Raw genomic sequence first — 23,089 nt, 5'->3', positions numbered from 1 at the left:
AAGGATATACAAGGAGATAAAATGAATAATAATTTACTGGTATTACAATCAGACTTTGGTCTGGTTGATGGTGCGGTATCGGCTATGATTGGAGTGGCTTTAGAAGAGTCTCCAACCTTAAAAATTCATCATTTGACGCACGATATCACGCCTTATAATATTTTTGAGGGGAGTTACCGTCTCTTTCAGACGGTGGATTACTGGCCTGAGGGAACGACATTTGTATCGGTGGTCGATCCAGGTGTCGGCTCGAAACGTAAGAGTGTGGTTGCCAAGACTGCAAAAAATCAATACATTGTCACGCCAGATAATGGGACGCTTTCTTTTATCAAGAAACACGTTGGCATTGTAGCTATTCGTGAGATTTCTGAAGTGGCCAATAGACGTCAAAATACAGAGCATTCTTATACCTTCCACGGTCGAGATGTCTATGCCTATACTGGTGCTAAATTAGCCAGTGGTCACATTTCTTTTGAGGAAGTGGGGCCAGAGCTCAGTGTGGATCAGATTGTGGAGCTTCCAGTCGTAGAGACAATCATAGAAGATCATCTGGTGAAGGGAGCTATTGATATTCTGGATGTGCGTTTCGGCTCGCTTTGGACCTCTATCACGCGAGAAGAATTTTACAAGCTGGAACCAGCATTCGGTGACCGTTTTGAAGTGACCATCTATCATGCAGATATGCTGGTCTATCAAAATCAGGTTGTTTATGGCAAATCATTTGCAGATGTGAGAATTGGGCAACCCATCCTTTACATCAACTCTCTCTATCGTTTAGGTCTGGCTATCAACCAAGGTTCCTTTGCCAAGGCTTATAATGTGGGCGTCGGTTCATCTTGGACCATTGAAATAAAGAAAATAGAATCATAAAATAGGAGAATATAGATGAAAAATCAATCAATTAAACAAGTTGTTGCTATCGGTGTTGGAGCTGCGCTCTTTGTTGTCATCGGGATGATCAGCATTCCGACACCTGTTCCAAATACAAGCATCCAGCTTCAGTATGCGGTACAGAGCCTCTTATCTATCATTTTTGGCCCTCTAGTGGGATTACTTGTTGGTTTAATTGGGCATGCAGTGAAGGACTCTCTTGCTGGCTACGGTCTTTGGTGGACTTGGATTATTGCTAGTGGTCTCTTTGGTCTAGCTGTAGGTCTCTTTAGAAAATACATTCGAGTAACACAGGGTGTTTTTGAGTTGAAGGATATTGTCTTCTTTAACCTCATTCAGATTGTTGCAAATGCTCTTGTTTGGGGTGTCTTGGCACCACTTGGAGACGTTGTGATTTATCAAGAAGCGGCAGAAAAAGTATTTGCCCAAGGGATTGTTGCGGGAATTGCTAATGCTGTAACTGTAGCTATCGCAGGTACTCTTCTCTTGCTAGCTTATTCACGTACGCAGACTCGTTCAGGAAGTTTGAAAAAGGATTAACATAAGGGAAAAGGCTGGACAACCAGTCTTTTTCGATGTTTATTGATTAGTTAGGCAAGTAAGCTATGATAGGAATCTTTTTGGCGCTAAGTTTTTCAGAGAAGAGTCTGCAAGAAGGGTTCGATTTATGATAAAATAGAAGTCTAAGAAGCGAATGAAGAGAGTAAGATGAAAGAAGCTATAATTGAGTGGAAGGATTTCTCTTTCCAGTATGAAACGCAACAAGAACCGACCTTGCAAGGAGTGGACTTGACTATTTATAAGGGAGAGAAAGTCTTAATTGTTGGCCCATCTGGGTCAGGCAAGTCTACCTTGGGGCAGTGTTTGAATGGAATTATTCCCAATATTTACAAGGGTCAGATGTCTGGAGAATTTTTGATCAAGGGGCAAGCAGCCTTTGATATGAGCATCTACGATAAATCTCATCTGGTCAGTACAGTTTTGCAGGATACAGATGGGCAGTTTATCGGCTTGTCTGTGGCAGAGGACTTGGCTTTTGCTCTAGAAAATGATGTAACAGGTCTAGAAGAGATGAAAAGCCGTGTTCATAAATGGGCTGAAAAGCTGGATCTTATTTCTTTACTGTCTCAGCGTCCTCAGGATTTGTCAGGTGGACAAAAGCAGCGGGTCAGTCTGGCTGGTGTCTTGATTGATGAGAGTCCGATTCTCTTGTTTGATGAGCCACTCGCCAATCTGGATCCCAAGTCAGGTCAGGATATTATCGAATTGATTGATCAGATTCATAAGGAAGAGGGGACGACGACTCTTATTATCGAGCACCGTTTGGAGGATGTTCTGCATCGCCCTGTGGATCGGATTGTCTTGATCAATGATGGTCGTATTCTCTTTAATGGGAGCCCTGACCAGCTACTGGCGACTGATTTATTGACCCAAAATGGAATTCGAGAACCCCTTTATCTAACGACTCTCCGTCAACTGGGTGTGGATTTAAAGAAGGAAGAACAATTAGCAGATCTGGATAACTTGTCTATCTCAAAAGGCCAGGTTCAGTTGCAGAATGAACTGGCAAAAGAAACCTCAGAATTGCAGTCACTCTTTAAATTAGAGGATGTGTCTTTTTCTTATGATGATAGACCGATTTTAAAATCCCTACATTTAGATATTAAAAAGGGTGAAAAGATTGCCATTGTCGGGAAAAATGGAGCAGGGAAATCAACCCTTGCCAAGGCCATCAGTAGCTTTATCCAGACGGAAGGTCGCTATCTGTGGGAAGGGCAGGATATCAAAGAAGATTCTGTTGCAGAGCGGGCGGAACGAGTAGGCTATGTGCTGCAAAATCCTAATCAAATGATTTCGACCAATATGATTTTTGATGAGGTGGCTCTGGGGCTTCGTTTGCGAGGTGTAGACGAGCAGGAAATTGAAACGAAAGTCTATGAAACCTTGAAAATCTGTGGTCTCTATGAATTCCGTAATTGGCCTATTTCTGCCCTGTCATTTGGTCAGAAAAAACGCGTCACTATTGCCTCGATTTTGGTCTTGGGGGCTGAAATTATCCTCTTAGATGAACCGACAGCAGGTCAAGACCAGAAGAACTATACTGAGATTATGGAATTTCTCGAAGAGTTGCATCAAAAAGGGCATACCATTGTCATGATTACTCATGACATGCAATTGATGCTGGATTATTCAGACCGAGCTCTTGTCATGGTGGATGGGGAACTGATTGCCGATACTGATCCAGCTAGTCTGTTGAGCAATCCTGAGTTGTTAGTAAAAGCCAACCTAAAAGAAACTTCAATCTTCAACTTGGCCAAGAAACTAGACGTGGATCCACTTGCTTTAACGGCATTTTACAAAGAAAGGAGAGAAGGATGCAAGCTAAATTAATCGGTTACCAGCATAGAGATACTGTGATTCATCGCTTGTCAGGCGCTGGTAAACTCCTCTTTTTCATTCTCGTATCATTGGCGGCCATGATTAGCTATGATACCAGACTGCTTGTTCTGATTGCCATCTTTTCGGTCTTTCTCCTTTATTTGTCAGAAATCCGCTTTAAAGATGTTTCCTTTGTGGCCGTTTTTGCGACGGTATTTGCCGTTTTAAATGTCTTGATGGTCTATTTCTTTTCTCCCGAGTATGGGGTTGGACTTTACGGAGAGAGAAGTGTGATTTGGCAGGGAATCGGTGCCTACACTCTAACCAGCCAGGAGCTCTTTTATCTGCTAAATTTGGCTATTAAGTACCTTTGCACCATTCCTCTGGCTATTATCTTTTTGATGACAACTCATCCTAGTCAGTTTGCTTCTAGTTTAAATCAAATTGGTGTGCCTTACAAGATTGCCTATTCAGTCAGCCTGACTTTGCGCTATATTCCAGATTTGCAGGAAGAATTCTTTACTATCAAGATGTCTCAGGAGGCGCGTGGGATGGAATTATCCAAGAAAGCTTCTCTTATGCAACGAATCAAAGGCAATCTGCGCATTATCACTCCCTTGATTTTTAGCTCGCTAGAACGCATTGATACCATTGCGACCGCCATGGAGCTTCGACGCTTTGGGAAAGAGAAAAAACGCACTTGGTATAGTTATCAGGCCTTGAAAAAAGGAGACTATCTTACCTTGGTCTTGGCAACCTTGTTTTTAGTAGCCAGTTTACTACTTATCTTGCAGAATCAGGGACGATTTTACAACCCTTGGAAATAGCTTGAAAAAATTGAAAAAATCAAGTCGTTTCTATTGACAATGATTCTGAAAGTGTTATACTAAGAAAGTAGTTTCGCTGATTTACTTCAAACCTGTTGTGAGGTAAGTTAACGATGCCTTAACCACGCTGTTTGCTGAGCTTGACTCCGGGCAGTGTGGCTATTTTTTTGCAATGGTAAAAGGAAGCAAGTCATGACAAATCACATTGTATTATTTGAACCTCAAATTCCACAAAATACAGGCAATATCGCGCGTACTTGCGCTGCGACAAATTCTCCCCTCCACATCATCAAGCCAATGGGCTTTCCTATTGACGACCGCAAGATGAAGCGAGCTGGATTGGATTATTGGGATAAGCTAGAGATTTATTTTTACGAGAGTTTGGAAGATTTTATGTCTCAGATGAAGGGCAAACTCTATCTGATCTCAAAATTTGCTGAGAAAGTCTATTCTGAGGTGGATTTATCGACTGACGAGGACCATTATTTTCTCTTTGGACGTGAAGACAAGGGCTTGCCTGAGGACTTTATGCGAGAACATCCTGAAAAGGCTCTCCGTATTCCCATGAATGATGAACATGTCCGCAGTCTCAATGTGTCTAATACCGTCTGCATGATTGTCTACGAAGCCCTCCGCCAGCAGAACTTTGCAGGTCTTGAGCTCGTTCATACCTATGAAGTGGATAAATTGAAATAAAAAATGAAAATGAAAATGAACAAAATGCTTGCGCTTGCAAGCGTTTTTTGTTATGATAAAAGAGTCTTCAGGGCAGGGTGTGATTCCCGACCGGCGGTGACTTTAACTAGGAAATGATCTTTTCCTTTTATACTTTGTTGACAAGCTTTGCCTAACCAGAAGTTATGCCTACAGCTTGTCGCCTAGTCTAAAAGAAAAATCTCTATTTCCTTCTCTTTAAAGAAGTCCGCGAGCGCAAGCTGATGTGGTGAGATTCCACAACCGACAGTATAGTCTGGATGGGAGAAGACGAAAGAATAGCTTTGTCTGTTCTGATAGATTTATAGCTGAACTGTAACCGCTTGCTTTGATTTTCTTTAATAGAGTAAGAGGAAAGATTTGGGATATAAAAAGTGAGAATAGATAGAGGAATCCTTTCTAACTTCTTCTGATTTTATAGAAAATTGGAGGAACCTGTTATGACAAACACACGTCGACTTTCGACCATTGCAATTTTATCAGCCATCTCATTTGTGCTGATGTACTTTGATTTTCCGCTCTTGCCAGCGGCATCCTTCCTCAAGATCGAATTTAGTATCTTGCCAGTCCTTGTGGGCTTGGTGGTCATGGATTTGCCTGCTGCTCTAGGAGTTCTCTTGCTTCGCTCACTCTTGAAATTGCTTCTTAACAGCCAGGGAGTGAATACTTACATTGGTTTACCAATGAATATCGTAGCTTTGGGAGTTTTTGTCATCGTATTTGCTTTGATTTGGAAAAAGGAACGGACAACCCTTCGTTTCCTACTAGGCTCTCTAGCTGGGACTATTGGTTTAACCGTGGCTATGTTGGTTCTCAACTATGTTTATGCTGTTCCTTTGTACGCTAAGTTTGCTAACTTTGATATTGGAAAAATTTTGGGGCTTTCCAACTACCTAATGACCATGGTATTACCTTTTAACTTGATTGAGGGTGTAATCTTTTCCGTTTCATTCTGGTTGTTGTATGTTCTCTTGAAACCAACCTTAAAACATTATGAGAGATAAACAAACATTTTTAATGAAGGGCAGTTTTGCCCTTTTACTTTTCGTTATTCTTGGCTACATGGTCAAATTTTACCCTGAAACGCTGGTCGGTTTTGACCAACCGATACAGACTGCCGTTCGAGGAGACTTGCCAGATTACTTGACTATTCTTTTCAGGGCCATCACACGCTTGATTGATATCCCAGTGATTATCACTTGGGTTGTCATTACAGCTTTTGTCTTTTATCGTAAGCGGTGGAAGATAGAAAGTTTCTTCATGCTAGGAAATCTGGCTTTGGCAGGACTTTTAATCGTGACCTTTAAAAATATCTATCAGCGCCCACGACCAGATATCTTACACTTGGTAGAGGAGAAGGGATTTTCTTTTCCAAGTGGACATTCTCTGGCTGTAACCTTGATGGTCGGTTCTCTGATTGTCATCCTCAGTCAACGGATTAAAAATCCGGTCTGGAGAAAAATTGTACAAATCGTGCTAGGCCTCTACCTAGTCAGTGTGTTGGTATCGAGGGTCTATCTGGGAGTTCATTACCCATCAGATGTACTTGCCAGTCTCTGTGTCGGCTTGGGAGTCTTGTTTATCGAGTTTCCCTTTTATGATAAGCTCCGCTTCCAATGGCGATTTAAAGGTAAGCAAAAGTGAGATAGGTCTTGCAAGAATGGTAAAAATCTGATAAACTATGTAGTAATTGAATAGAAATCTGCAAGACTAGTAACTCAAGGGAAGTATATCAGGGAGGAGAGCCGTGACTGCAAGCTCTCTATATGAAAGCTGGGTGAATTCACTTGCGCATGGATTTAGAAATGAAGGTCTGACTTGTCAGATGAAAACGGATGGTACCGCGTGTCAACGCTCCGAGTGGAGTTTTTGGCATGTGGTTTTCTTTTTATCTACGAGAGACTGATGGAGGAATTATGTCAACTATTGAAGAACAATTAAAAGCGCTTCGTGAAGAAACGCTGGCTAGCTTGAAGCAGATTACTGCTGAAAATGAAAAAGAGATGCAAGATTTGCGTGTTTCAGTCCTTGGGAAAAAGGGTTCACTTACTGAAATACTCAAAGGGATGAAAGATGTCTCTGCTGAGATGCGTCCAATTATCGGGAAACACGTCAATGAAGCTCGTGATGTCTTGACAGCTGCCTTTGAAGAAACAGCTAAGCTTTTGGAAGAAAAGAAAGTCGCGGCTCAACTGGCTAGCGAGAGCATTGATGTGACACTTCCAGGTCGTCCTGTTGCGACTGGTCACCGTCACGTTTTGACACAAACCAGTGAAGAAATCGAAGATATTTTCATTGGGATGGGTTACCAAGTCGTGGATGGTTTTGAAGTAGAGCAAGACTACTATAACTTTGAACGTATGAACCTTCCCAAAGACCACCCAGCCCGTGATATGCAGGACACCTTCTATATTACAGAAGAAATCTTGCTCCGTACCCACACGTCTCCAGTTCAGGCGCGTGCTATGGATGCCCATGATTTTTCTAAAGGTCCTTTGAAAATGATCTCGCCAGGGCGTGTCTTCCGTCGTGATACGGACGATGCGACTCACAGTCACCAGTTCCACCAAATTGAAGGCTTGGTTGTTGGGAAAAATATCTCTATGGCAGACCTTCAAGGAACCCTTCAGTTGATTGTGCAAAAAATGTTTGGTGAAGAGCGTCAAATTCGTTTGCGTCCATCTTATTTCCCATTCACAGAGCCATCTGTTGAGGTGGATGTTTCTTGCTTCAAGTGTGGTGGAGAAGGCTGTAACGTATGTAAGAAAACAGGTTGGATTGAAATTATGGGTGCCGGTATGGTTCACCCACGTGTCCTTGAAATGAGTGGTATCGATGCGACTGTTTACTCTGGATTTGCCTTTGGTCTTGGTCAAGAGCGTGTAGCTATGCTCCGTTACGGAATCAACGATATCCGTGGATTCTACCAAGGAGATGTCCGCTTCTCAGAACAGTTTAAATAATGATTAGAAAAGCAGAAATGGCAGATGTTGAGGTATTGGCTAAAATAGCCAAACAAACCTTTCGTGAAACATTTGCTCATGATAATACGGAAGAGCAGTTACAGGAATACTTTGAAGAGGCTTATAGTCTGAAAACTTTATCAACTGAGTTGGAAAATCCTGACTCCGAAACCTATTTTATTATGCATGAAGAGGAGATAGCCGGTTTTCTCAAAGTTAACTGGGGAAGTGCTCAGACTGAGAGAGAATTAGAGGACGCTTTTGAAATACAACGTCTCTATGTGCTAAAAAAATTCCAAGGATTTGGATTCGGTAAGCAACTGTTTGAATTTGCTCTTGAACTTGCTACCAAAAATAGTTTTTTCTGGGCTTGGTTAGGTGTTTGGGAGCATAATACAAAAGCTCAAGCGTTTTATAATCGATATGGTTTTGAAAAATTTAGCCAACATCATTTTATGGTTGGTCAAAAAGTAGATACGGATTGGTTACTGAGAAAGAAATTAAGGTAAGAAGATGATTCTTCTATTGAAATGATAGGAAAGGAAAAGAACTAGAGTGACAACTGTCATTCTGGAGAACTAAATTATGCTTGTATCTTATAAATGGTTAAAAGAATTGGTGGACATTGATGTTCCATCACAAGAGTTGGCTGAAAAAATGTCAACTACAGGGATCGAGGTAGAAGGTGTCGAATCACCAGCTGCTGGTCTCTCGAAAATTGTCGTCGGTGAGGTATTGTCTTGCGAAGATGTGCCAGAAACTCACCTCCATGTTTGTCAGGTTAACGTTGGCGAAGAAGAAGCCCGTCAAATCGTCTGTGGTGCCCCAAATGTGCGTGCTGGTATCAAGGTTATGGTGGCTCTTCCAGGAGCTCGCATCGCTGACAATTACAAGATCAAAAAAGGGAAAATCCGCGGTCTTGAGTCACTTGGGATGATCTGTTCGCTTGGCGAATTGGGAATTTCTGACTCAGTTGTGCCAAAGGAATTCGCAGATGGCATCCAAATTTTACCTGAAGATGCCGTTCCAGGTGAGGAAGTCTTCTCATATCTAGACTTGGATGATGAAATCATCGAACTTTCTATCACACCCAACCGTGCAGACGCTCTTTCTATGCGTGGGGTAGCTCACGAAGTGGCAGCCATCTATGACAAGGCGGTCAACTTTAAAGAATTTACTCTAACAGAAACTAATGAAGCTGCGGCAGATGCCCTTTCTGTAGGTATTGAGACAGACAAGGCGCCTTACTATGCAGCTCGTATCTTGGACAATGTGACTATCGCACCAAGTCCACAATGGTTGCAAAACCTTCTCATGAACGAAGGAATCCGTCCAATCAATAACGTAGTGGACGTGACCAACTACATTCTTCTCTACTTTGGTCAACCAATGCACGCCTTTGACTTGGATACCTTTGAAGGGAGTGACATCCGTGTACGTGAAGCGCGTGCTGGTGAAAAATTGGTGACTTTAGATGGTGAAGAACGTGACTTGGAAACAAATGACCTAGTCATCACTGTCGCAGATAAGCCAGTAGCCCTTGCAGGTGTTATGGGTGGTCAAGCAACAGAAATCTCTGAAAAATCTAGTCGTGTCGTCCTTGAAGCTGCAGTCTTCAACGGAAAACCTATCCGCAAGACCAGTGGTCGCCTGAATCTTCGTTCTGAGTCATCTTCTCGCTTTGAAAAAGGGATCAATGTGGCAACTGTTAGCGAAGCCCTTGATGCGGCGGCTAGCATGATTGCAGAGCTTGCAGGTGCGACTGTGCGTAAGGGTATCGTTTCAGCGGGTGAACTTGATACCTTTGATGTGGAAGTTTCTTCAACTCTTGCTGATGTTAACCGTGTCCTTGGTACAGAACTTTCTTACGCGGATGTAGAAGACGTCTTCCGTCGTCTTGGCTTTGGTCTTTCTGGAAATGCAGACAGTTTTACAGTCAGCGTCCCACGCCGTCGCTGGGATATCACTATCGAGGCAGACCTCTTTGAAGAAATCGCTCGTATCTATGGATATGACCGCTTGCCAACCAGCCTTCCAAAAGACGATGGGACAGCTGGTGAATTGACTACGACACAAAAACTCCGCCGTCAAGTTCGTACCATTGCTGAAGGGGCAGGTTTGACAGAAATCATCACCTATGCTCTGACAACTCCTGAAAAAGCAGTAGAGTTCACAGCTCAACCAAGTAACCTTACGGAACTTATGTGGCCAATGACAGTGGATCGTTCTGTCCTCCGTCAAAATATGATCTCAGGTATCCTAGATACAGTTGCTTACAACGTGGCTCGTAAGAACAAAAACTTGGCTCTTTACGAGATTGGAAAAGTCTTTGAACAAACAGGTAATCCAAAAGAAGAACTTCCAAATGAGATCAACAGCTTTGCCTTTGCCTTGACAGGCTTGGTTGCAGAAAAAGATTTCCAAACAGCAGCAGTTCCAGTTGATTTCTTCTATGCTAAAGGAATCCTTGAAGCGCTATTTGCTCGTTTGGGACTCCAAGTAACTTATACAGCAACATCTGAAATTGCTAGCCTTCATCCAGGTCGTACAGCAGTCATTTCACTTGGTGATCAAGTTCTTGGTTTCCTTGGTCAAGTACACCCAGTCACTGCTAAGGCCTACGATATTCCAGAAACGTATGTAGCTGAGCTTAACCTTTCAGCCATCGAAGTAGCCCTTCAACCTGCTAATCCATTTGTGGAAATCACCAAATTCCCAGCAGTCAGCCGTGACGTTGCCCTTCTCCTCGAGGCAGAAGTCACTCACCAAGAAGTTGTGGACGCTATCCAAGCTGCCGGCGTGAAACGTTTGACAGATATCAAACTCTTTGACGTCTTCTCAGGTGAGAAATTGGGACTTGGTATGAAGTCAATGGCTTATAGCTTGACTTTCCAAAATCCAGAAGACAGTTTAACGGACGAAGAAGTCGCACGCTACATGGAAAAAATCCAAGCGTCTCTCGAAGAAAAAGTCAATGCAGAAGTGCGTTAAAGTATCAATCCATCCTTCGGGGTGGATTTTTGCTTTTTAAATAACAATTCAGGATCAAAAATAGACAGTTGAGGAACAGAGAAGATAAATTGGAGTTTACCAGTGTATAATGTACTCATAACTCAAAGTACCCTAAGATTTTTTACTAAAATGAGGATGATAAAAATGGACAGAAATCATTGTAAAGGCTATCAAAAAAGAGTATAATGAGTGAAAGACATTTCGGAGGTGAAAGATGCTAGAAGTAAGAAGTCTAGAGAAAAGTTTTGGACCCAAGCAAGTTTTGTTTGGTATTGACTTTCAAGCGCGACCAGGTCGTATTTTGGGATTAGTCGGGAAAAACGGTGCTGGGAAGACAACAATTTTCCACAGTATTTTGAAGTTTTTAGAATATCAAGGAGAAATCAGTCTGGATGGTCAGGATATTCGTCAAGAGACCTACGCTCGGATTGGCTATCTACCTGAAGAACGCAGTCTCATGCCTAAATTGACAGTCCTTGAACAAGTTCGCTATTTGGCGACTCTAAAAGGTATGGATGCTAAGGAAATCAAGGAAAAACTTCCTCAATGGATGAAGAGGTTGGAAGTGAAAGGGAAGCTGACAGATAAAATTAAGAGTCTGTCAAAAGGAAATCAGCAGAAGATTCAGCTCATTATTACTCTGATTCATGAGCCAGACTTGATTATCTTGGATGAGCCTTTCAGTGGATTGGACCCAGTCAATACTGAATTGCTAAAGCAAGTCATTTTTCAAGAAAAAGAACGTGGGGCAACCATTATCTTTTCTGACCATGTCATGACCAACGTCGAGGAGCTTTGTGACGATATTCTCATGATTCGAGATGGCCGTGTGGTCTTGCATGGACCAGTTCAGGATGTTCGCAATCAATACGGGAAAACGCGTCTCTTTGTTTCAAGTGAACGAAGTAAGGAAGAATTGGAAAATCTTCCTCATGTTAAACAGGTGAGCTTGACCAAACAAGGCAGTTGGAAATTGATCTTAGAGGATGAGAGCGCTGGAAGGGAACTCTTCCCAATCTTGACTCAGGGGCAATACATCGCAACCTTTGACCAGCAAGCGCCAACAATTGATGAAATCTTTAAACTAGAATCAGGGGTGGAAGTATGAGAAATATGTGGGTTGTAATGAAGGAAACCTATCTTCGACATGTCAAATCGTGGAGTTTCTTCTTTATGGTGATTTCGCCGTTCCTCTTTTTAGCCTTATCTGTAGGAATCGGCTATCTCCAAGGGTCTTCTATGGCCAAGAATAGTAAGATAGCAGTAGTAACAACTGTGCCATCTGTGGAAGATGGGCTCAAGGGTACCAATGGTATCAACTTTGATTATCAGGATGAAGCAAGTGCTCAAGCTGCTATCAAGGATGAGAAAATCAAGGGTTACCTAACCATTGACCAAGAGGACAGCGTCCTCAAGGCCGTCTATCATGGTGAAACTTCTCTTGAAACAGGCATCAAGCTAGCAGTAACCAATAAGCTTAACGAACTGCAATACCAACTCAATCGTTCGGCAGCCAATTTGTCACAAGAACAGGAAAAACGCTTGGAACAAACAGTTAACTTTACGGAGAAAATTGATGAATCCAAGGAAAATAAAAAAATGATTCAAACCATTGCGGCCGCAGGGCTTGGTTTCTTCCTTTATATGATTTTGATTACCTATGCTAGTGTCACTGCTCAGGAAGTGGCTAGCGAGAAAGGAACCAAAATTATGGAGGTGGTCTTCTCTAGTATCCGAGCTAGTCATTATTTCTACGCTCGCATGCTGGCTCTGCTTCTTGTGATTTTGACCCATATTGGCATTTACGTCGTGGGTGGACTTGCTGCCATTCTTCTCTTTAAAGACCTACCAATCTTGGCACAATCTGGTATTTTAAACCATATAGGAGAGGCTTTCTCGCTCAACACCTTATTGTTTGTCTTGGTTAGCCTATTTATGTACGTTGTTTTAGCAGCCTTCCTAGGTTCTATGGTTTCTCGTCCTGAGGACTCAGGAAAAGCCTTGTCGCCTTTGATGATTTTGATTATAGGTGGTTTTTTTGGAGTGACAGCTCTAGGTGCAGCTGGTGACAATCTCATCTTGAAGATTGGTTCATATATTCCCTTTATTTCGACTTTCTTCATGCCGTTTAGAGCTATTAATGGTTATGCAAATGGGTTAGAAGCTTGGATTTCGCTTGCTATTACGATTGCTTTTGCAGTAACGGCAACAGTCTTTATCGGGCGTATGTATGCTAGCCTCGTTCTGCAAACAGATGATTTAGGTCCTTGGAAAACCTTTAAACGTGCCTTATCTTATAAATAGAAGAGCCTCGCGAAAGCGAGGTTTTTTAGAGATAAAAAGAGTGGAATTGAGAAAAATATTTTTCATATCTATTGACTTTTAGGGGTAAAATTTGGTATTATAGTAGGCGGTATTGTTTACCCCATTTGAAAGGCCCCGGAACCTTCCAAATACTTTTCGATGGGAAGGAACACCCATCACCGTAAACAAAAATCGAACTATATATAGGAGAAATCATGAACAAAACAACATTTATGGCTAAACCAGGCCAAGTTGAACGTAAATGGTACGTAGTTGACGCAACTGATGTACCACTTGGACGTCTTTCTGCAGTAGTTGCTAGCGTACTTCGCGGAAAAAACAAACCAACATTTACACCACACACTGATACAGGTGACTTTGTGATTGTTATCAATGCTGAAAAAGTTAAATTGACTGGTAAAAAAGCAACTGATAAAATCTACTACACTCACTCAAACCACCCAGGTGGATTGAAACAAATTTCTGCAGGTGAACTTCGTTCTAAAAATGCAGTACGTTTGATCGAGAAATCAGTTAAAGGTATGCTTCCACACAATACTCTTGGACGCGCTCAAGGTATGAAGTTGAAAGTATTTGTTGGAGCTGAGCACACTCACGCTGCACAACAACCAGAAGTTCTTGACATTTCAGGACTTATCTAAGGAAAGGAACAATAAAGTATGTCACAAGCACAATATGCAGGTACTGGACGTCGTAAAAACGCTGTTGCACGCGTTCGCCTTGTTCCAGGAACTGGTAAAATCACTGTTAACAAAAAAGATGTTGAAGAGTACATCCCACACGCTGACCTTCGTCTTGTCATCAACCAACCGTTTGCAGTTACTTCAACTGCAGGTTCATACGACGTTTTCGTTAACGTTGTAGGTGGTGGATACGCTGGTCAATCAGGAGCTATCCGTCACGGTATCGCTCGTGCCCTTCTTCAAGTAGACCCAGACTTCCGCGATTCATTGAAACGCGCAGGACTTCTTACGCGTGACTCACGTAAAGTTGAACGTAAGAAACCAGGTCTTAAGAAAGCTCGTAAAGCATCACAATTCTCAAAACGTTAATCAATACGATATATCAACGTTTACAGACATTCAAGAATTTTCTCTTGGATGTCTTTTTTTGTCTAAAAATCAAGAGTTCACCCCAAAATTTACCTTATTTTCACCTCATTGTTTTAGAGACTTTAAGGCAAATTCACCTACTGTCATAGGAACTACATTAGAAGTGTTGACATAAGTCTTTGTTGTAATCGTTTCACTATGCGTTAGTGCTTTATAGATTCCATAGTTTAATCCAGTTTTAGCTATTTTATTTTCTCCTTTATTTTATTATTTCTTGAGTATTAGTTTCTCAGCAAAAACGTTGAGAGCAGGTACGACAGAATTTACATTCAGAGACGTGTCTGATAGAAAGACAGGGTTAATCACTTTTACAAGAGCATCTTCTGGGAAGATAGTGGTAGAAGCAGGTGTGATAACATGGAAGGAACTATGTGTTTCGATGTTTAGAATATGACGTTGATATTTACCTTCTTTTCCAAAGATAAAACGTGGGGCATTTCCCAATTTTTCATAGTAAGCTGCGCCGATAAATTCTGGTTTCATTTTTAAAGTTTCTTGAATCATAAGTTTTTTCCTTTCTGATTGTAAAATAAAAAGAGTTAAGCTGGTAGCTTCACTCTTGAGTAGTAGTGAGTAGAAAGTTTGCATTTAAACATTCTAGTATAGAATGCCACTTCGGCATGAGAAAATCCTGTAACAAGTGATTTCTTTGCTACAGAATCTAAATCATTCAAAGCCTGAGTGTACAGTTGAACTGTTAGTTTATCAGATGAACTGAAGATTCTATAGGTAAATGCGTAATTATCATACAGTCGTTTACATTGTAGTACGAAAAAAGTTAGTCATAGTTTTCTCCTTTATTCTAAAAGTAAAAAAGCTACTAAGAAAAAAGAAGAGTTAGTAGCTTGAGAGTGAGTCTATCAAGGTAGATAGACAGAAGTAAAGAAAAGTTATTTGGTTGAAGAATCCCTCCTTCACGGTGGTAACGTTTAACAAGGTGCTTTTCATGAATTACCATCGCTATCCCAACCAACCTTAATAGGTAGTTATTATATCCCTATTAGGTTCTTTTACGCTCTTTGGCGAAGCCAGTTCACTTTACTATTCGGAAAAGTGCGAAAGTCCGAAATGCGTGGAAGTCCACAAAAAATGTTTTAAATGGTAAATCTTCACTTCAACCATAAAGAGACTTGACTTTTCTTTCCAAAACAATTACAATAAAGGTACGAAGGTTAGTGTAGTTTTGGCGATCAGCTCTCTGGTTGTCAGACGCACTTTTTATTTAATTGTCAATGATCATGATTTAGCCTTGAAGATAAGGTTATTATTTTCAACCGCTGTACAACTATTAGTTGTTGATTATGTTGTACAATCATTGGTTGTTGATGTCAATGATTTTCTGCAAAAATTTTTTTGAGGTCACATATGGAATTCGCAGAACGCTTGAAAACACTAAGGAAACAAGTAAAACTAACACAGGCTCAAATAGCTGAAAAATTAGATATTTCCCAACAAGCATATGCTTCATGGGAACGTGGTGTAAAAAAGCCAACACAGAAAAATCTTGTTAAGATTGCACAAATTTTAAAAGTATCTGTTGATTATTTAGTTGGAAACTCTGGAGAAAAGTCAGATGGATTAGACAACATTGAATTGCTCTTCCGTATGAATTCCAAAGGTCTTACAGATGATGAGAAAAAGGTTTTTAAAAAAGAGTTGATTGAATTTATGGAAGAGCGAAAAAAACTTTTTACTAATAGAAATAAACTGTAATTTTTTTATGATGAGTTTAATGGAGGAGGAATTGATTTATGACAGTAAGATATAACAATATTAATGCTTTAATAAAAAAGTTAAAAAAGGATGAAAAAAAATCTGGAGAAATATACTATTATCGTGGTCAAATTCATAATTGGCCGATTGAATCTTCTATTTCGAGAGTAAATAATAACAAAGAAGAAAGCTCTAAAACATTATTCTTTGTAACGAAATTTTTAAATAATCCATCTTTGCATCTGAAAGATGATAATGCAGAGGATATTCAAAGATGTTATGCTATTGCTCAACATTATGGTTATAAAACAGATTTGATTGATTTTACTACTAACCTTGAAGTTGCTGCTTACTTTGCAACAGATGGAATTGAAGAACATCCAGACTTTAAATATGGTTATTTATGGAGAATATCAGAAAAAGAAATTTTAATTATTAAAAAAATTTTAGAATTAACAGTTAAAAATATAGAAGAGACTAACAATAATGATTCAGTTAAACAATGTTTAAGTATATTAAAATCATTGGATTTTAATCCATTCTTTAGTGTCTCCATCCCCGAACTATCAAGAATGAATAATCAACAAGGTGTTTTTCTTTGGGATTTGTATGGAATCGTAGTTAATCAATATTTTAGGGACAGAGAACCAGATTTTGAATTTCGACATAATGGTAACGTATATTCAAGCAATACCTTAAATTCAGAGTTAATTTACCCTAAACCGAATGCTTTGGAACTGGAAATTGAACGATTTAAATCGGTAGAAGCAATGGTAGAATTTCAAAATAGTGAACTAATGAATGTAATCAATGCTTCACCTGGTTCATTCGTACTGAAAGTAGAAAATACAAAATCAAAAATTGCAGATTACCTTAATGATAATGATTGGCCACAAAACTTTGGAGATTTGTCAACGGATTTTGAAAAATCTATAAAAAAAACAGAACAGATCTTTATAAAAAATCCTTTGAATTCGAAGGAAAAGATAATTGAAATTATTAAAACTAATAAATTAAATATTTCTTATGGAAATCGGATTAGTATCTCTTTATGTGAAGAAGATTTCGCAGAGGTAATTAATGAAGTGATTGAAACACTTATTTATTATAATTATACGCCGGAAGAAATTTATCTAGTTATAAGCAATATTACTAAACAATACTATAAGGTAAAGGAAAATGACTCTAGTTTCAAAGACTTCATTAAGGGCTATAAATATAAACAAAATGATTTACATGGAGAGAACATGCTTTATATTGGCATGAAAGATAAGCTAGGAGTTGAATCTTATGCTTATATCCCTTGGAAAATAATTGCAAATAAAAGATTGTATTTGTTAGATAAATTAGGTAATGATATTCCTAAGGATATAAAAGAACTATTTGAGAAAGAGAATTTATGGAGTTTATTTCTAGATCTTAATAAAAATCCCCAAAAAATGTTTAATTTTGATGAAATAAAGCAGATATTCCTAAATTATGTTTTACCTTATCAATTTATAATAAGACCAAAAAATTCTCGTATTTATAACCCTGCATTTCTAAAGATATTTGGACCTGAGTAAGTATAGTCAGATAAGCTACTTGTTCACGAAGAAGGGCAAGTTTATTGGTGAGACTATCAATTGTAGCACTCTGTTGTTGAATGATTTTCAATAATTCTTCCATGAGCTTCCCTCCTTGTTTTCTAGCTTTATTATACCGAAAAGAAAGTCCTAATTTCAATAGAAATCACGACTTTCTGATGAATTTATTTTGGGAGTGATAGAAAATCCCTTCATAAGCCAATCTACTTGTTCAGGTGTGAGAGCTTTGACATCGTTTTCTGTACTTGGCCAAGTCAGTTTACCATTCTCAAAGCGTTTATAAAGTAACCAAAATCCTTGACCATCCCAGTAAAGGGCTTTAAAGCGATCTTTATGTCCACCACAAAAGAGAAAGAATTGACCATAAAAGGAGGAAAACAAATTGAAAATTTTTAAGGGAGAGTTTTATCGAATCTCTGTATTAACAGACAAGTTAGTAAGGCTAGAATACTCTCAAACTGGAAGTTTTGAGGATAGAACGACACAACTTATCTATAATAGAGATTTTGGTCAAGTTTCGTTAGATTATATCGAGACATCAAACGTACTAGATATTATGACGGACTATTTTCATCTGCACTTTAATAAAGGAGAATTTAACGCCGAAAATTTATTTATAGAATTAAAAGGAAATTTTGCCGTATATGGTAGTCGCTGGTATTTTGGTGAATCTATTGAAACGTTAAAAGGAACAGCTCGGACTCTGGATAAGGCAGATGGAGCAATCTCGTTAGAAGATGGAATTATTAGCCGAAATGGGATAGCCTTATTGGATGATTCTCAAGGATTTATTTGGGATGAACAGTCTGGTTATATTGAGAGAGAAAATCAAATTGACCTGTATTTCTTTGCCTATGGGCATGATTATAGAGGAGCAATCAGAGACTTTTACCATTTGACTGGTTCAACCCCTTTGTTGCCAAGATATGCTTTAGGCAATTGGTGGAGTAGATATTGGCCTTATACGTCGGATGAATACTTGGATTTAATAGACAGATTTGAAACAGAGAAAATTCCATTATCTATCGGTGTTTTAGATATGGATTGGCATATCACTGACATTCCAGCTCGTTTTGGAAGTGGCTGGACAGGATATAGTTGGAATAAAAATTTAATACCTAATCCAGAGCAGTTATTGCAACAACTTCATGATAGAAAGTTGAAACTCTCCTTAAATGTCCATCCTGCTGATGGTATACGGGCTTATGAAGAAGCTTATCCTCGAGTCGCCAAACGATTGGGGTTAAATGTAGAATTAGAAGAACCTGCCATTTTTGATTTTTTTAATCCCTCTTTTAGAGAAGCCTACTTTAAAGATGTTCATTATGAGCTAGAAAAGCAGGGAGTAGATTTTTGGTGGATTGACTGGCAACAAGGGACACAAGGTATGCTAGATCCACTATGGCTTTTAAACCATTATCACTATCAGGATAGTTGTAAAAATGCAGAAGGCGGTTTGATTTTATCAAGATATGCAGGTCCTGGTAGTCACCGCTACCCTGTTGGTTTTTCAGGGGATACTATTATTAGTTGGAATTCGTTAAGATTTCAACCTTATTTTACAGCGACAGCATCTAATATCGGTTATAGTTGGTGGAGTCATGATATCGGTGGGCACATGCTGGGGGATTATGACGAAGAGCTACAAACTAGATGGCTACAGTTTGGCGTTTTTAGTCCGATTACTCGATTACATAGTTCTAGAAGTCCCTTTAATAGTAAAGAACCTTGGTTTTTTTCAGAAACAACATCTAAGATTATGAAGAAATACCTTCGTTTGAGACATCAGATGATTCCATATCTATACACTATGAATGTAAAGACACACGAGGCAGGTGCCCCATTAATCAGCCCAATGTATTATTTCTACCCAGAGAATGATGAGAGTTATAATGTTCCAAATCAATACTTTTTTGGAACAGAACTGATGGTGGCTCCCATTGTAGAAAAGATGGATTTGGCATTCCAATCTGCAAAAGTAGATGTATGGTTCCCTGAAGGTGAGTGGTATGACTTCTTTTCAGAGAAAAAATATACAGGTGGTGTGAAGTTGAGTGTTTATAGAGACATTTCGACTATACCTGTGTTTGCAAAAAGTGGTGCAATCATTCCTTTGGTTGGTTCTGAGATAGATATGGGTGTTGATTTACCTGAAGTTGTAGATTGGTATGTATTTCCAGGAAAACAACATTCTTTTGAAATGATTGAAGATCAAAATGGTCAAAGATATAAAACAAGATTATCAATCGACTGGGAAATGGGGATGGTAGAGTTAACATTACAAGGAGATTCTAGTATCCTTCCAAGTAATAGAAGGCATAGAATTCATCTTAAAGGAACGAATGTGTCTATAATTGAATTGCCAAATAAGAATGATACAGCTAGATTTGAATGTAAAGATAATAAAACAATATCTTTAAATGATGAAGTTTTTAGACTACTAAAGACGGCTTCTCTTCCATATGAATTAAAAGATAGATTATTAAATCAATTCATCAATGCCAAAAATTCTCATGAGTTAATGAATATCTTGCATCATCAGGATAAGGAATTGAGAGGGCGTTTGTTAGAAATGATATTTACTAGCGAAAACTAATTGAGAAATTTCGTACACAATTTTTATTATTTAATTACTAATTATTTATTTTTTAATGTGTAATAGTTTTGCATCTCTATGATTATTGACTTGTATTTTAGTAATTACGAGTTTGGCATAGAGATGTTTTTTGTTTACTGAAGAGGAAAGGATAAGCATGTTTCAAGGTTTGAAACATTTTTCAACTAAATAAGAGCAAATTTTTAGAGGTAATTTTTCAAACTAACTTCCACTTGCCTGACCAAAGTGGAATTTAGTCTGAAATGGATTTTTATGGTGGAATTAAGTATGAGACGTGTGATTTTTTCAGAAAATTTTCTAAAATAAACAGGATTTGTTTGACATTTGTTTGAAAATTCTGTAAAATGAATTATTATATCGTTAAAGGAGAATATATATGGAAAAACAGAAAACATTTTTTGGACATCCTATGGGCTTGTCCACCCTCTTCTTTACAGAGATGTGGGAACGCTTTTCTTACTATGGGATGCGAGCTATCCTACTTTACTATATGTACTATAGTGTGCAAGATGGTGGATTGGGAATGGATAAGACCACGGCTGCATCGGTTATGGCGATTTATGGCTCGCTGGTATTTTTGTCCTCGGTTGTCGGTGGTTTTGTCAGTGACCGTATTTTAGGAAGCCGTAAGACTGTCTTTTACGGTGGGATTTTGATTATGCTAGGGCATATTGCTTTGGCAACACCTTTTGGACAAGTGACTCTCTATCTTTCTATTGCCTTGATTATCTTTGGAACTGGATTTTTAAAACCCAATATCTCAGATATGGTTGGGGGAATTTATGAGAAAGAGGATGATAGACGGGATGCAGGTTTCAGTATCTTTGTCTTTGGTATTAACTTAGGTGCCTTCGTTGCCCCTTATTTAGTAGGTTATCTAGGTCAGGAAATCAATTTCCATCTAGGTTTCTCACTAGCTGCCATTGGGATGTTCTTTGGTTTGGTGAAGTATGTTTTAGATGGGAAGAAATATCTGCCTGAATCAAGTCTTTACCCCACTGATCCACTTTCACAGAAGGACCAGCAGACCTTGATTAAACGCTTGCTGATTACGCTTGTCATGGTTATTCTTGTGGTTATAGGTTTAGTCTTTACTCACCAATTTAACGTGGATATGATTGTTAATATCTTTACAGTGATTGCTGTAATTATTCCAATCTACTATTTCTTCAAAATTTTATCTAGTCAGAAAATAACTGCTACTGAGAGATCCCGAGTATTTGCCTACATTCCTTTATTTATCGCTGGAGTACTCTTCTGGTCTATTGAGGAGCAGGGGTCTGTTGTTCTCGCTCTATTTGCGGATGATCAAACTCGACTTTACTTTAATGTATTTGGGAATCAGATTCATTTCCCATCTAGCTTTTTCCAAAGTATCAATCCACTTTTCATTATGATTTATGTGCCGATTTTTGCATGGTTGTGGGGGAAAATGGGTAAAAAGCAACCGTCCTCTTCTAAGAAATTTGCTTACGGTTTATTAGCAGCAGGTTTATCCTTCTTGTGGATGATGTTACCAGGGATGCTCTTTGGGACAGATGTTAAGGTCAGTCCTTTCTGGTTGATTATGAGTTGGGCTATTGTGATTGTGGGGGAGATGTTGATTTCGCCTATTGGTCTATCAGTCACTACTAAGCTAGCACCAAAATCCTTCCAAGCACAAATGATGTCTATCTGGTTCTTGAGTAATGCAGCTGCCCAAGCTATCAATGCTCAAATTGTAAAATTTTATACAAGCGAAACTGAAGTGGCTTACTATGGAATTGTTGGAGGAATTACGATTGTATTCGGTATTATCTTACTTTTCTACGTTCCACGTATTGAAAAACTAATGTCTGGTATCAAATAGAGAAAAACTGGAATTTCTGTAGGAATTTTAAAAGTTAGATCAATTATTTATTCAAAGGATTTAGTTCTGTATGGTGCAGGGCTAGGTCCTTTTAGTTTGATTAATACTCTTCGAAAATCAAATTCAAACCGCGTCAACGTCGCCTTGTCGTATATATGTGACTGACTTCGTCAGTCTTATCTACAACCTCAAAACAGTGTTTTGAGCAACCTGCGGCTAGTTTCCTAGTTTGCTCTTTGATTTTCATTGAGTATAAAACTCACGATGTTTCTGCTTTTCCTAGTGGACATTTGTCTACTTTTTTTATATAATAAAACTAAACAAAATTGGTTGAGTTTTAAAAGTGACTCAACTAAAGATTAGCTTTTCTAAGGAAAATCATTTAAGATAAGGTTCTATACTAGGAGGTGAAGTATGTATCAGCCAGAAAAATTAAAGGCTCGGAGGAAAGAGTTAAAACTGACACAGAAGGAAATTGCAGAGCAACTTGGGATTAGTTTCCAGGCTTACTCGGCTTGGGAACGTGGAGTCAAGGAACCGTCCAAGGAGAAGGTGTTCCAGCTAGAGAATATTTTAAAAGTAGCAAAAGGATATTTTACTCAGATTGAGATTGTCCGTCTCTACCATAGCCTCTCCAAGCAAGGGCAGGAGAAGGTTGTTCTCTATGCTCGCAATCTGGCTCAAGAGGAAGAAGTCAAGAAAGTGGCTCCCATGCCAGAGCGACTTTACGAGTATCGTGTTTATGAACGCATGTCAGCAGGGATTGGGGCTTCGGTCTACGATGATCAGAATTTTGATACGGTTTACTTTAATGAGGAGTTGGCGCATGATTTTGCGTCATGGGTGTCTGGGGACTCCATGGAACCTAAATACCAAAATGGTTCAGTGGCACTGATTCGAGAGACAGGATTTGACTATGACGGGGCGGTTTATGCAGTGGTTTGCAATAACCAGACCTATATCAAACGGGTCTATCGAGAGGAGAATGGATTGCGTCTAGTCTCTATCAATCCTAAATACAAGGATATTTTCATCTCCTATGAGGAAGATCCTCGGATTGTGGGGATTATCGTTGGGAACTTTGTGCCGATGGAGGGATAG

21 protein-coding genes, 1 pseudogene and 1 riboswitch are annotated in these 23,089 nt (G+C 39.3%); of the genes and pseudogenes, 19 read left to right on the top strand and 3 right to left on the bottom strand.

The window, feature by feature from the left end; all coding sequences use genetic code 11:
* Positions 1 to 21 precede the first annotated feature (21 nt).
* From N8L39_RS04195 to rpsI, 14 genes are all read left to right on the top strand, one after another.
* Positions 22 to 870 carry an SAM hydrolase/SAM-dependent halogenase family protein gene (locus N8L39_RS04195; RefSeq protein WP_001063590.1) on the top strand — a complete coding sequence of 283 codons (849 nt, stop codon included), beginning with the start codon at positions 22 to 24 and terminating at the stop codon, positions 868 to 870.
* A 15-nt stretch (positions 871 to 885) separates the two neighbouring features.
* The gene (locus N8L39_RS04190) at positions 886 to 1,431 is read left to right on the top strand and encodes an ECF-type riboflavin transporter substrate-binding protein (protein ID WP_033689391.1); all 546 of its coding nucleotides are present in this window, start codon (positions 886 to 888) and stop codon (positions 1,429 to 1,431) included.
* A gap of 168 nt (positions 1,432 to 1,599) precedes the next feature.
* Positions 1,600 to 3,282: an ABC transporter ATP-binding protein gene (locus tag N8L39_RS04185; RefSeq protein ID WP_261010208.1), complete on the top strand. Its 1,683-nt coding sequence runs from the start codon at positions 1,600 to 1,602 to the stop codon at positions 3,280 to 3,282.
* Positions 3,267 to 4,097 carry an energy-coupling factor transporter transmembrane component T family protein gene (locus tag N8L39_RS04180; RefSeq protein WP_261010209.1) on the top strand — a complete coding sequence of 277 codons (831 nt, stop codon included), beginning with the start codon at positions 3,267 to 3,269 and terminating at the stop codon, positions 4,095 to 4,097. Before N8L39_RS04185 ends, N8L39_RS04180 begins: the two co-directional genes overlap by 16 nt.
* A 192-nt stretch (positions 4,098 to 4,289) precedes the next feature.
* A complete protein-coding gene (locus N8L39_RS04175) occupies positions 4,290 to 4,793 on the top strand; it encodes a tRNA (cytidine(34)-2'-O)-methyltransferase (RefSeq protein ID WP_000181388.1) in 504 nt (167 codons plus the stop codon).
* 59 nt (positions 4,794 to 4,852) lie between these two features.
* Positions 4,853 to 5,087: riboswitch (FMN riboswitch) on the top strand.
* Positions 5,088 to 5,251: 164 nt separating this feature from the next.
* On the top strand, positions 5,252 to 5,815 hold the full coding sequence (locus tag N8L39_RS04170; protein ID WP_000185834.1) for an ECF transporter S component: 564 nt from the start codon (positions 5,252 to 5,254) through the stop codon (positions 5,813 to 5,815).
* On the top strand, positions 5,805 to 6,455 hold the full coding sequence (locus tag N8L39_RS04165) for a phosphatase PAP2 family protein (protein ID WP_261010210.1): 651 nt from the start codon (positions 5,805 to 5,807) through the stop codon (positions 6,453 to 6,455). Before N8L39_RS04170 ends, N8L39_RS04165 begins: the two co-directional genes overlap by 11 nt.
* Positions 6,456 to 6,727: 272 nt before the next feature.
* Positions 6,728 to 7,774: a phenylalanine--tRNA ligase subunit alpha gene (gene pheS, locus N8L39_RS04160; protein WP_000103743.1), complete on the top strand. Its 1,047-nt coding sequence runs from the start codon at positions 6,728 to 6,730 to the stop codon at positions 7,772 to 7,774.
* Positions 7,774 to 8,283 carry a GNAT family N-acetyltransferase gene (locus N8L39_RS04155; RefSeq protein WP_261010211.1) on the top strand — a complete coding sequence of 170 codons (510 nt, stop codon included), beginning with the start codon at positions 7,774 to 7,776 and terminating at the stop codon, positions 8,281 to 8,283. The genes pheS and N8L39_RS04155 overlap by 1 nt, the downstream gene beginning before the upstream one ends.
* 76 nt (positions 8,284 to 8,359) lie before the next feature.
* Positions 8,360 to 10,765 (top strand): phenylalanine--tRNA ligase subunit beta, encoded by a 2,406-nt coding sequence (pheT, locus tag N8L39_RS04150; protein WP_261010212.1) that lies wholly within the window; start codon positions 8,360 to 8,362, stop codon positions 10,763 to 10,765.
* A gap of 235 nt (positions 10,766 to 11,000) precedes the next feature.
* Positions 11,001 to 11,894, top strand: a complete 894-nt coding sequence (locus tag N8L39_RS04145; protein WP_020902740.1) for an ABC transporter ATP-binding protein — start codon at positions 11,001 to 11,003, stop codon at positions 11,892 to 11,894.
* A complete protein-coding gene (locus tag N8L39_RS04140; RefSeq protein ID WP_261010213.1) occupies positions 11,891 to 13,090 on the top strand; it encodes an ABC transporter permease in 1,200 nt (399 codons plus the stop codon). Before N8L39_RS04145 ends, N8L39_RS04140 begins: the two co-directional genes overlap by 4 nt.
* Before the next feature lie 215 nt (positions 13,091 to 13,305).
* Positions 13,306 to 13,752, top strand: coding sequence for a 50S ribosomal protein L13 (gene rplM, locus N8L39_RS04135; protein WP_001044624.1), 447 nt, complete (start codon positions 13,306 to 13,308; stop codon positions 13,750 to 13,752).
* Between the two features lie 18 nt (positions 13,753 to 13,770).
* Positions 13,771 to 14,163 (top strand): 30S ribosomal protein S9, encoded by a 393-nt coding sequence (gene rpsI / locus N8L39_RS04130; protein WP_000075964.1) that lies wholly within the window; start codon positions 13,771 to 13,773, stop codon positions 14,161 to 14,163.
* A 267-nt stretch (positions 14,164 to 14,430) separates the two neighbouring features.
* Here rpsI and N8L39_RS04125 read toward each other — a convergent pair whose 3' ends face one another.
* The gene (locus tag N8L39_RS04125; protein WP_261010214.1) at positions 14,431 to 14,727 is read right to left on the bottom strand and encodes a cytoplasmic protein; all 297 of its coding nucleotides are present in this window, start codon (positions 14,725 to 14,727) and stop codon (positions 14,431 to 14,433) included.
* An 861-nt stretch (positions 14,728 to 15,588) separates the two neighbouring features.
* Between N8L39_RS04125 and N8L39_RS04120 the strand changes: the two genes are divergently transcribed.
* Together N8L39_RS04120 and N8L39_RS04115 are read left to right on the top strand one after the other, a co-directional pair.
* Complete coding sequence (locus tag N8L39_RS04120; RefSeq protein ID WP_261010215.1) at positions 15,589 to 15,936, top strand: helix-turn-helix domain-containing protein; 348 nt, start codon at positions 15,589 to 15,591, stop codon at positions 15,934 to 15,936.
* A 38-nt stretch (positions 15,937 to 15,974) separates the two neighbouring features.
* Positions 15,975 to 17,501, top strand: a complete 1,527-nt coding sequence (locus N8L39_RS04115; RefSeq protein ID WP_261010216.1) for an FRG domain-containing protein — start codon at positions 15,975 to 15,977, stop codon at positions 17,499 to 17,501.
* A gap of 4 nt (positions 17,502 to 17,505) precedes the next feature.
* Here the strand turns inward: N8L39_RS04115 and N8L39_RS04110 are convergent.
* Together N8L39_RS04110 and tnpB are read right to left on the bottom strand one after the other, a co-directional pair.
* A pseudogene (locus tag N8L39_RS04110) lies at positions 17,506 to 17,592 on the bottom strand (IS66 family transposase); the annotation flags it as partial.
* A gap of 65 nt (positions 17,593 to 17,657) precedes the next feature.
* Entirely contained in the window at positions 17,658 to 17,903 is a 246-nt protein-coding gene (tnpB, locus tag N8L39_RS04105; protein WP_261010217.1) for an IS66 family insertion sequence element accessory protein TnpB, read from the bottom strand.
* Position 17,904: 1 nt separating this feature from the next.
* Between tnpB and N8L39_RS04100 the strand changes: the two genes are divergently transcribed.
* The 3 genes from N8L39_RS04100 (at position 17,905) to N8L39_RS04090 (ending at position 23,089) form a co-directional block, all read left to right on the top strand.
* Positions 17,905 to 20,118 (top strand): glycoside hydrolase family 31 protein, encoded by a 2,214-nt coding sequence (locus N8L39_RS04100; protein ID WP_261010218.1) that lies wholly within the window; start codon positions 17,905 to 17,907, stop codon positions 20,116 to 20,118.
* 397 nt (positions 20,119 to 20,515) lie between these two features.
* Complete coding sequence (locus N8L39_RS04095) at positions 20,516 to 21,988, top strand: peptide MFS transporter (RefSeq protein WP_261010219.1); 1,473 nt, start codon at positions 20,516 to 20,518, stop codon at positions 21,986 to 21,988.
* A 414-nt stretch (positions 21,989 to 22,402) separates the two neighbouring features.
* A complete protein-coding gene (locus N8L39_RS04090) occupies positions 22,403 to 23,089 on the top strand; it encodes an XRE family transcriptional regulator (protein ID WP_261010220.1) in 687 nt (228 codons plus the stop codon).

The organism is Streptococcus mitis (genome assembly GCF_946190285.1).
Classification (GTDB): Bacteria; Bacillota; Bacilli; order Lactobacillales; family Streptococcaceae; genus Streptococcus; species Streptococcus mitis_CP.
This window is presented reverse-complemented; position numbering and strand designations above follow the sequence as displayed.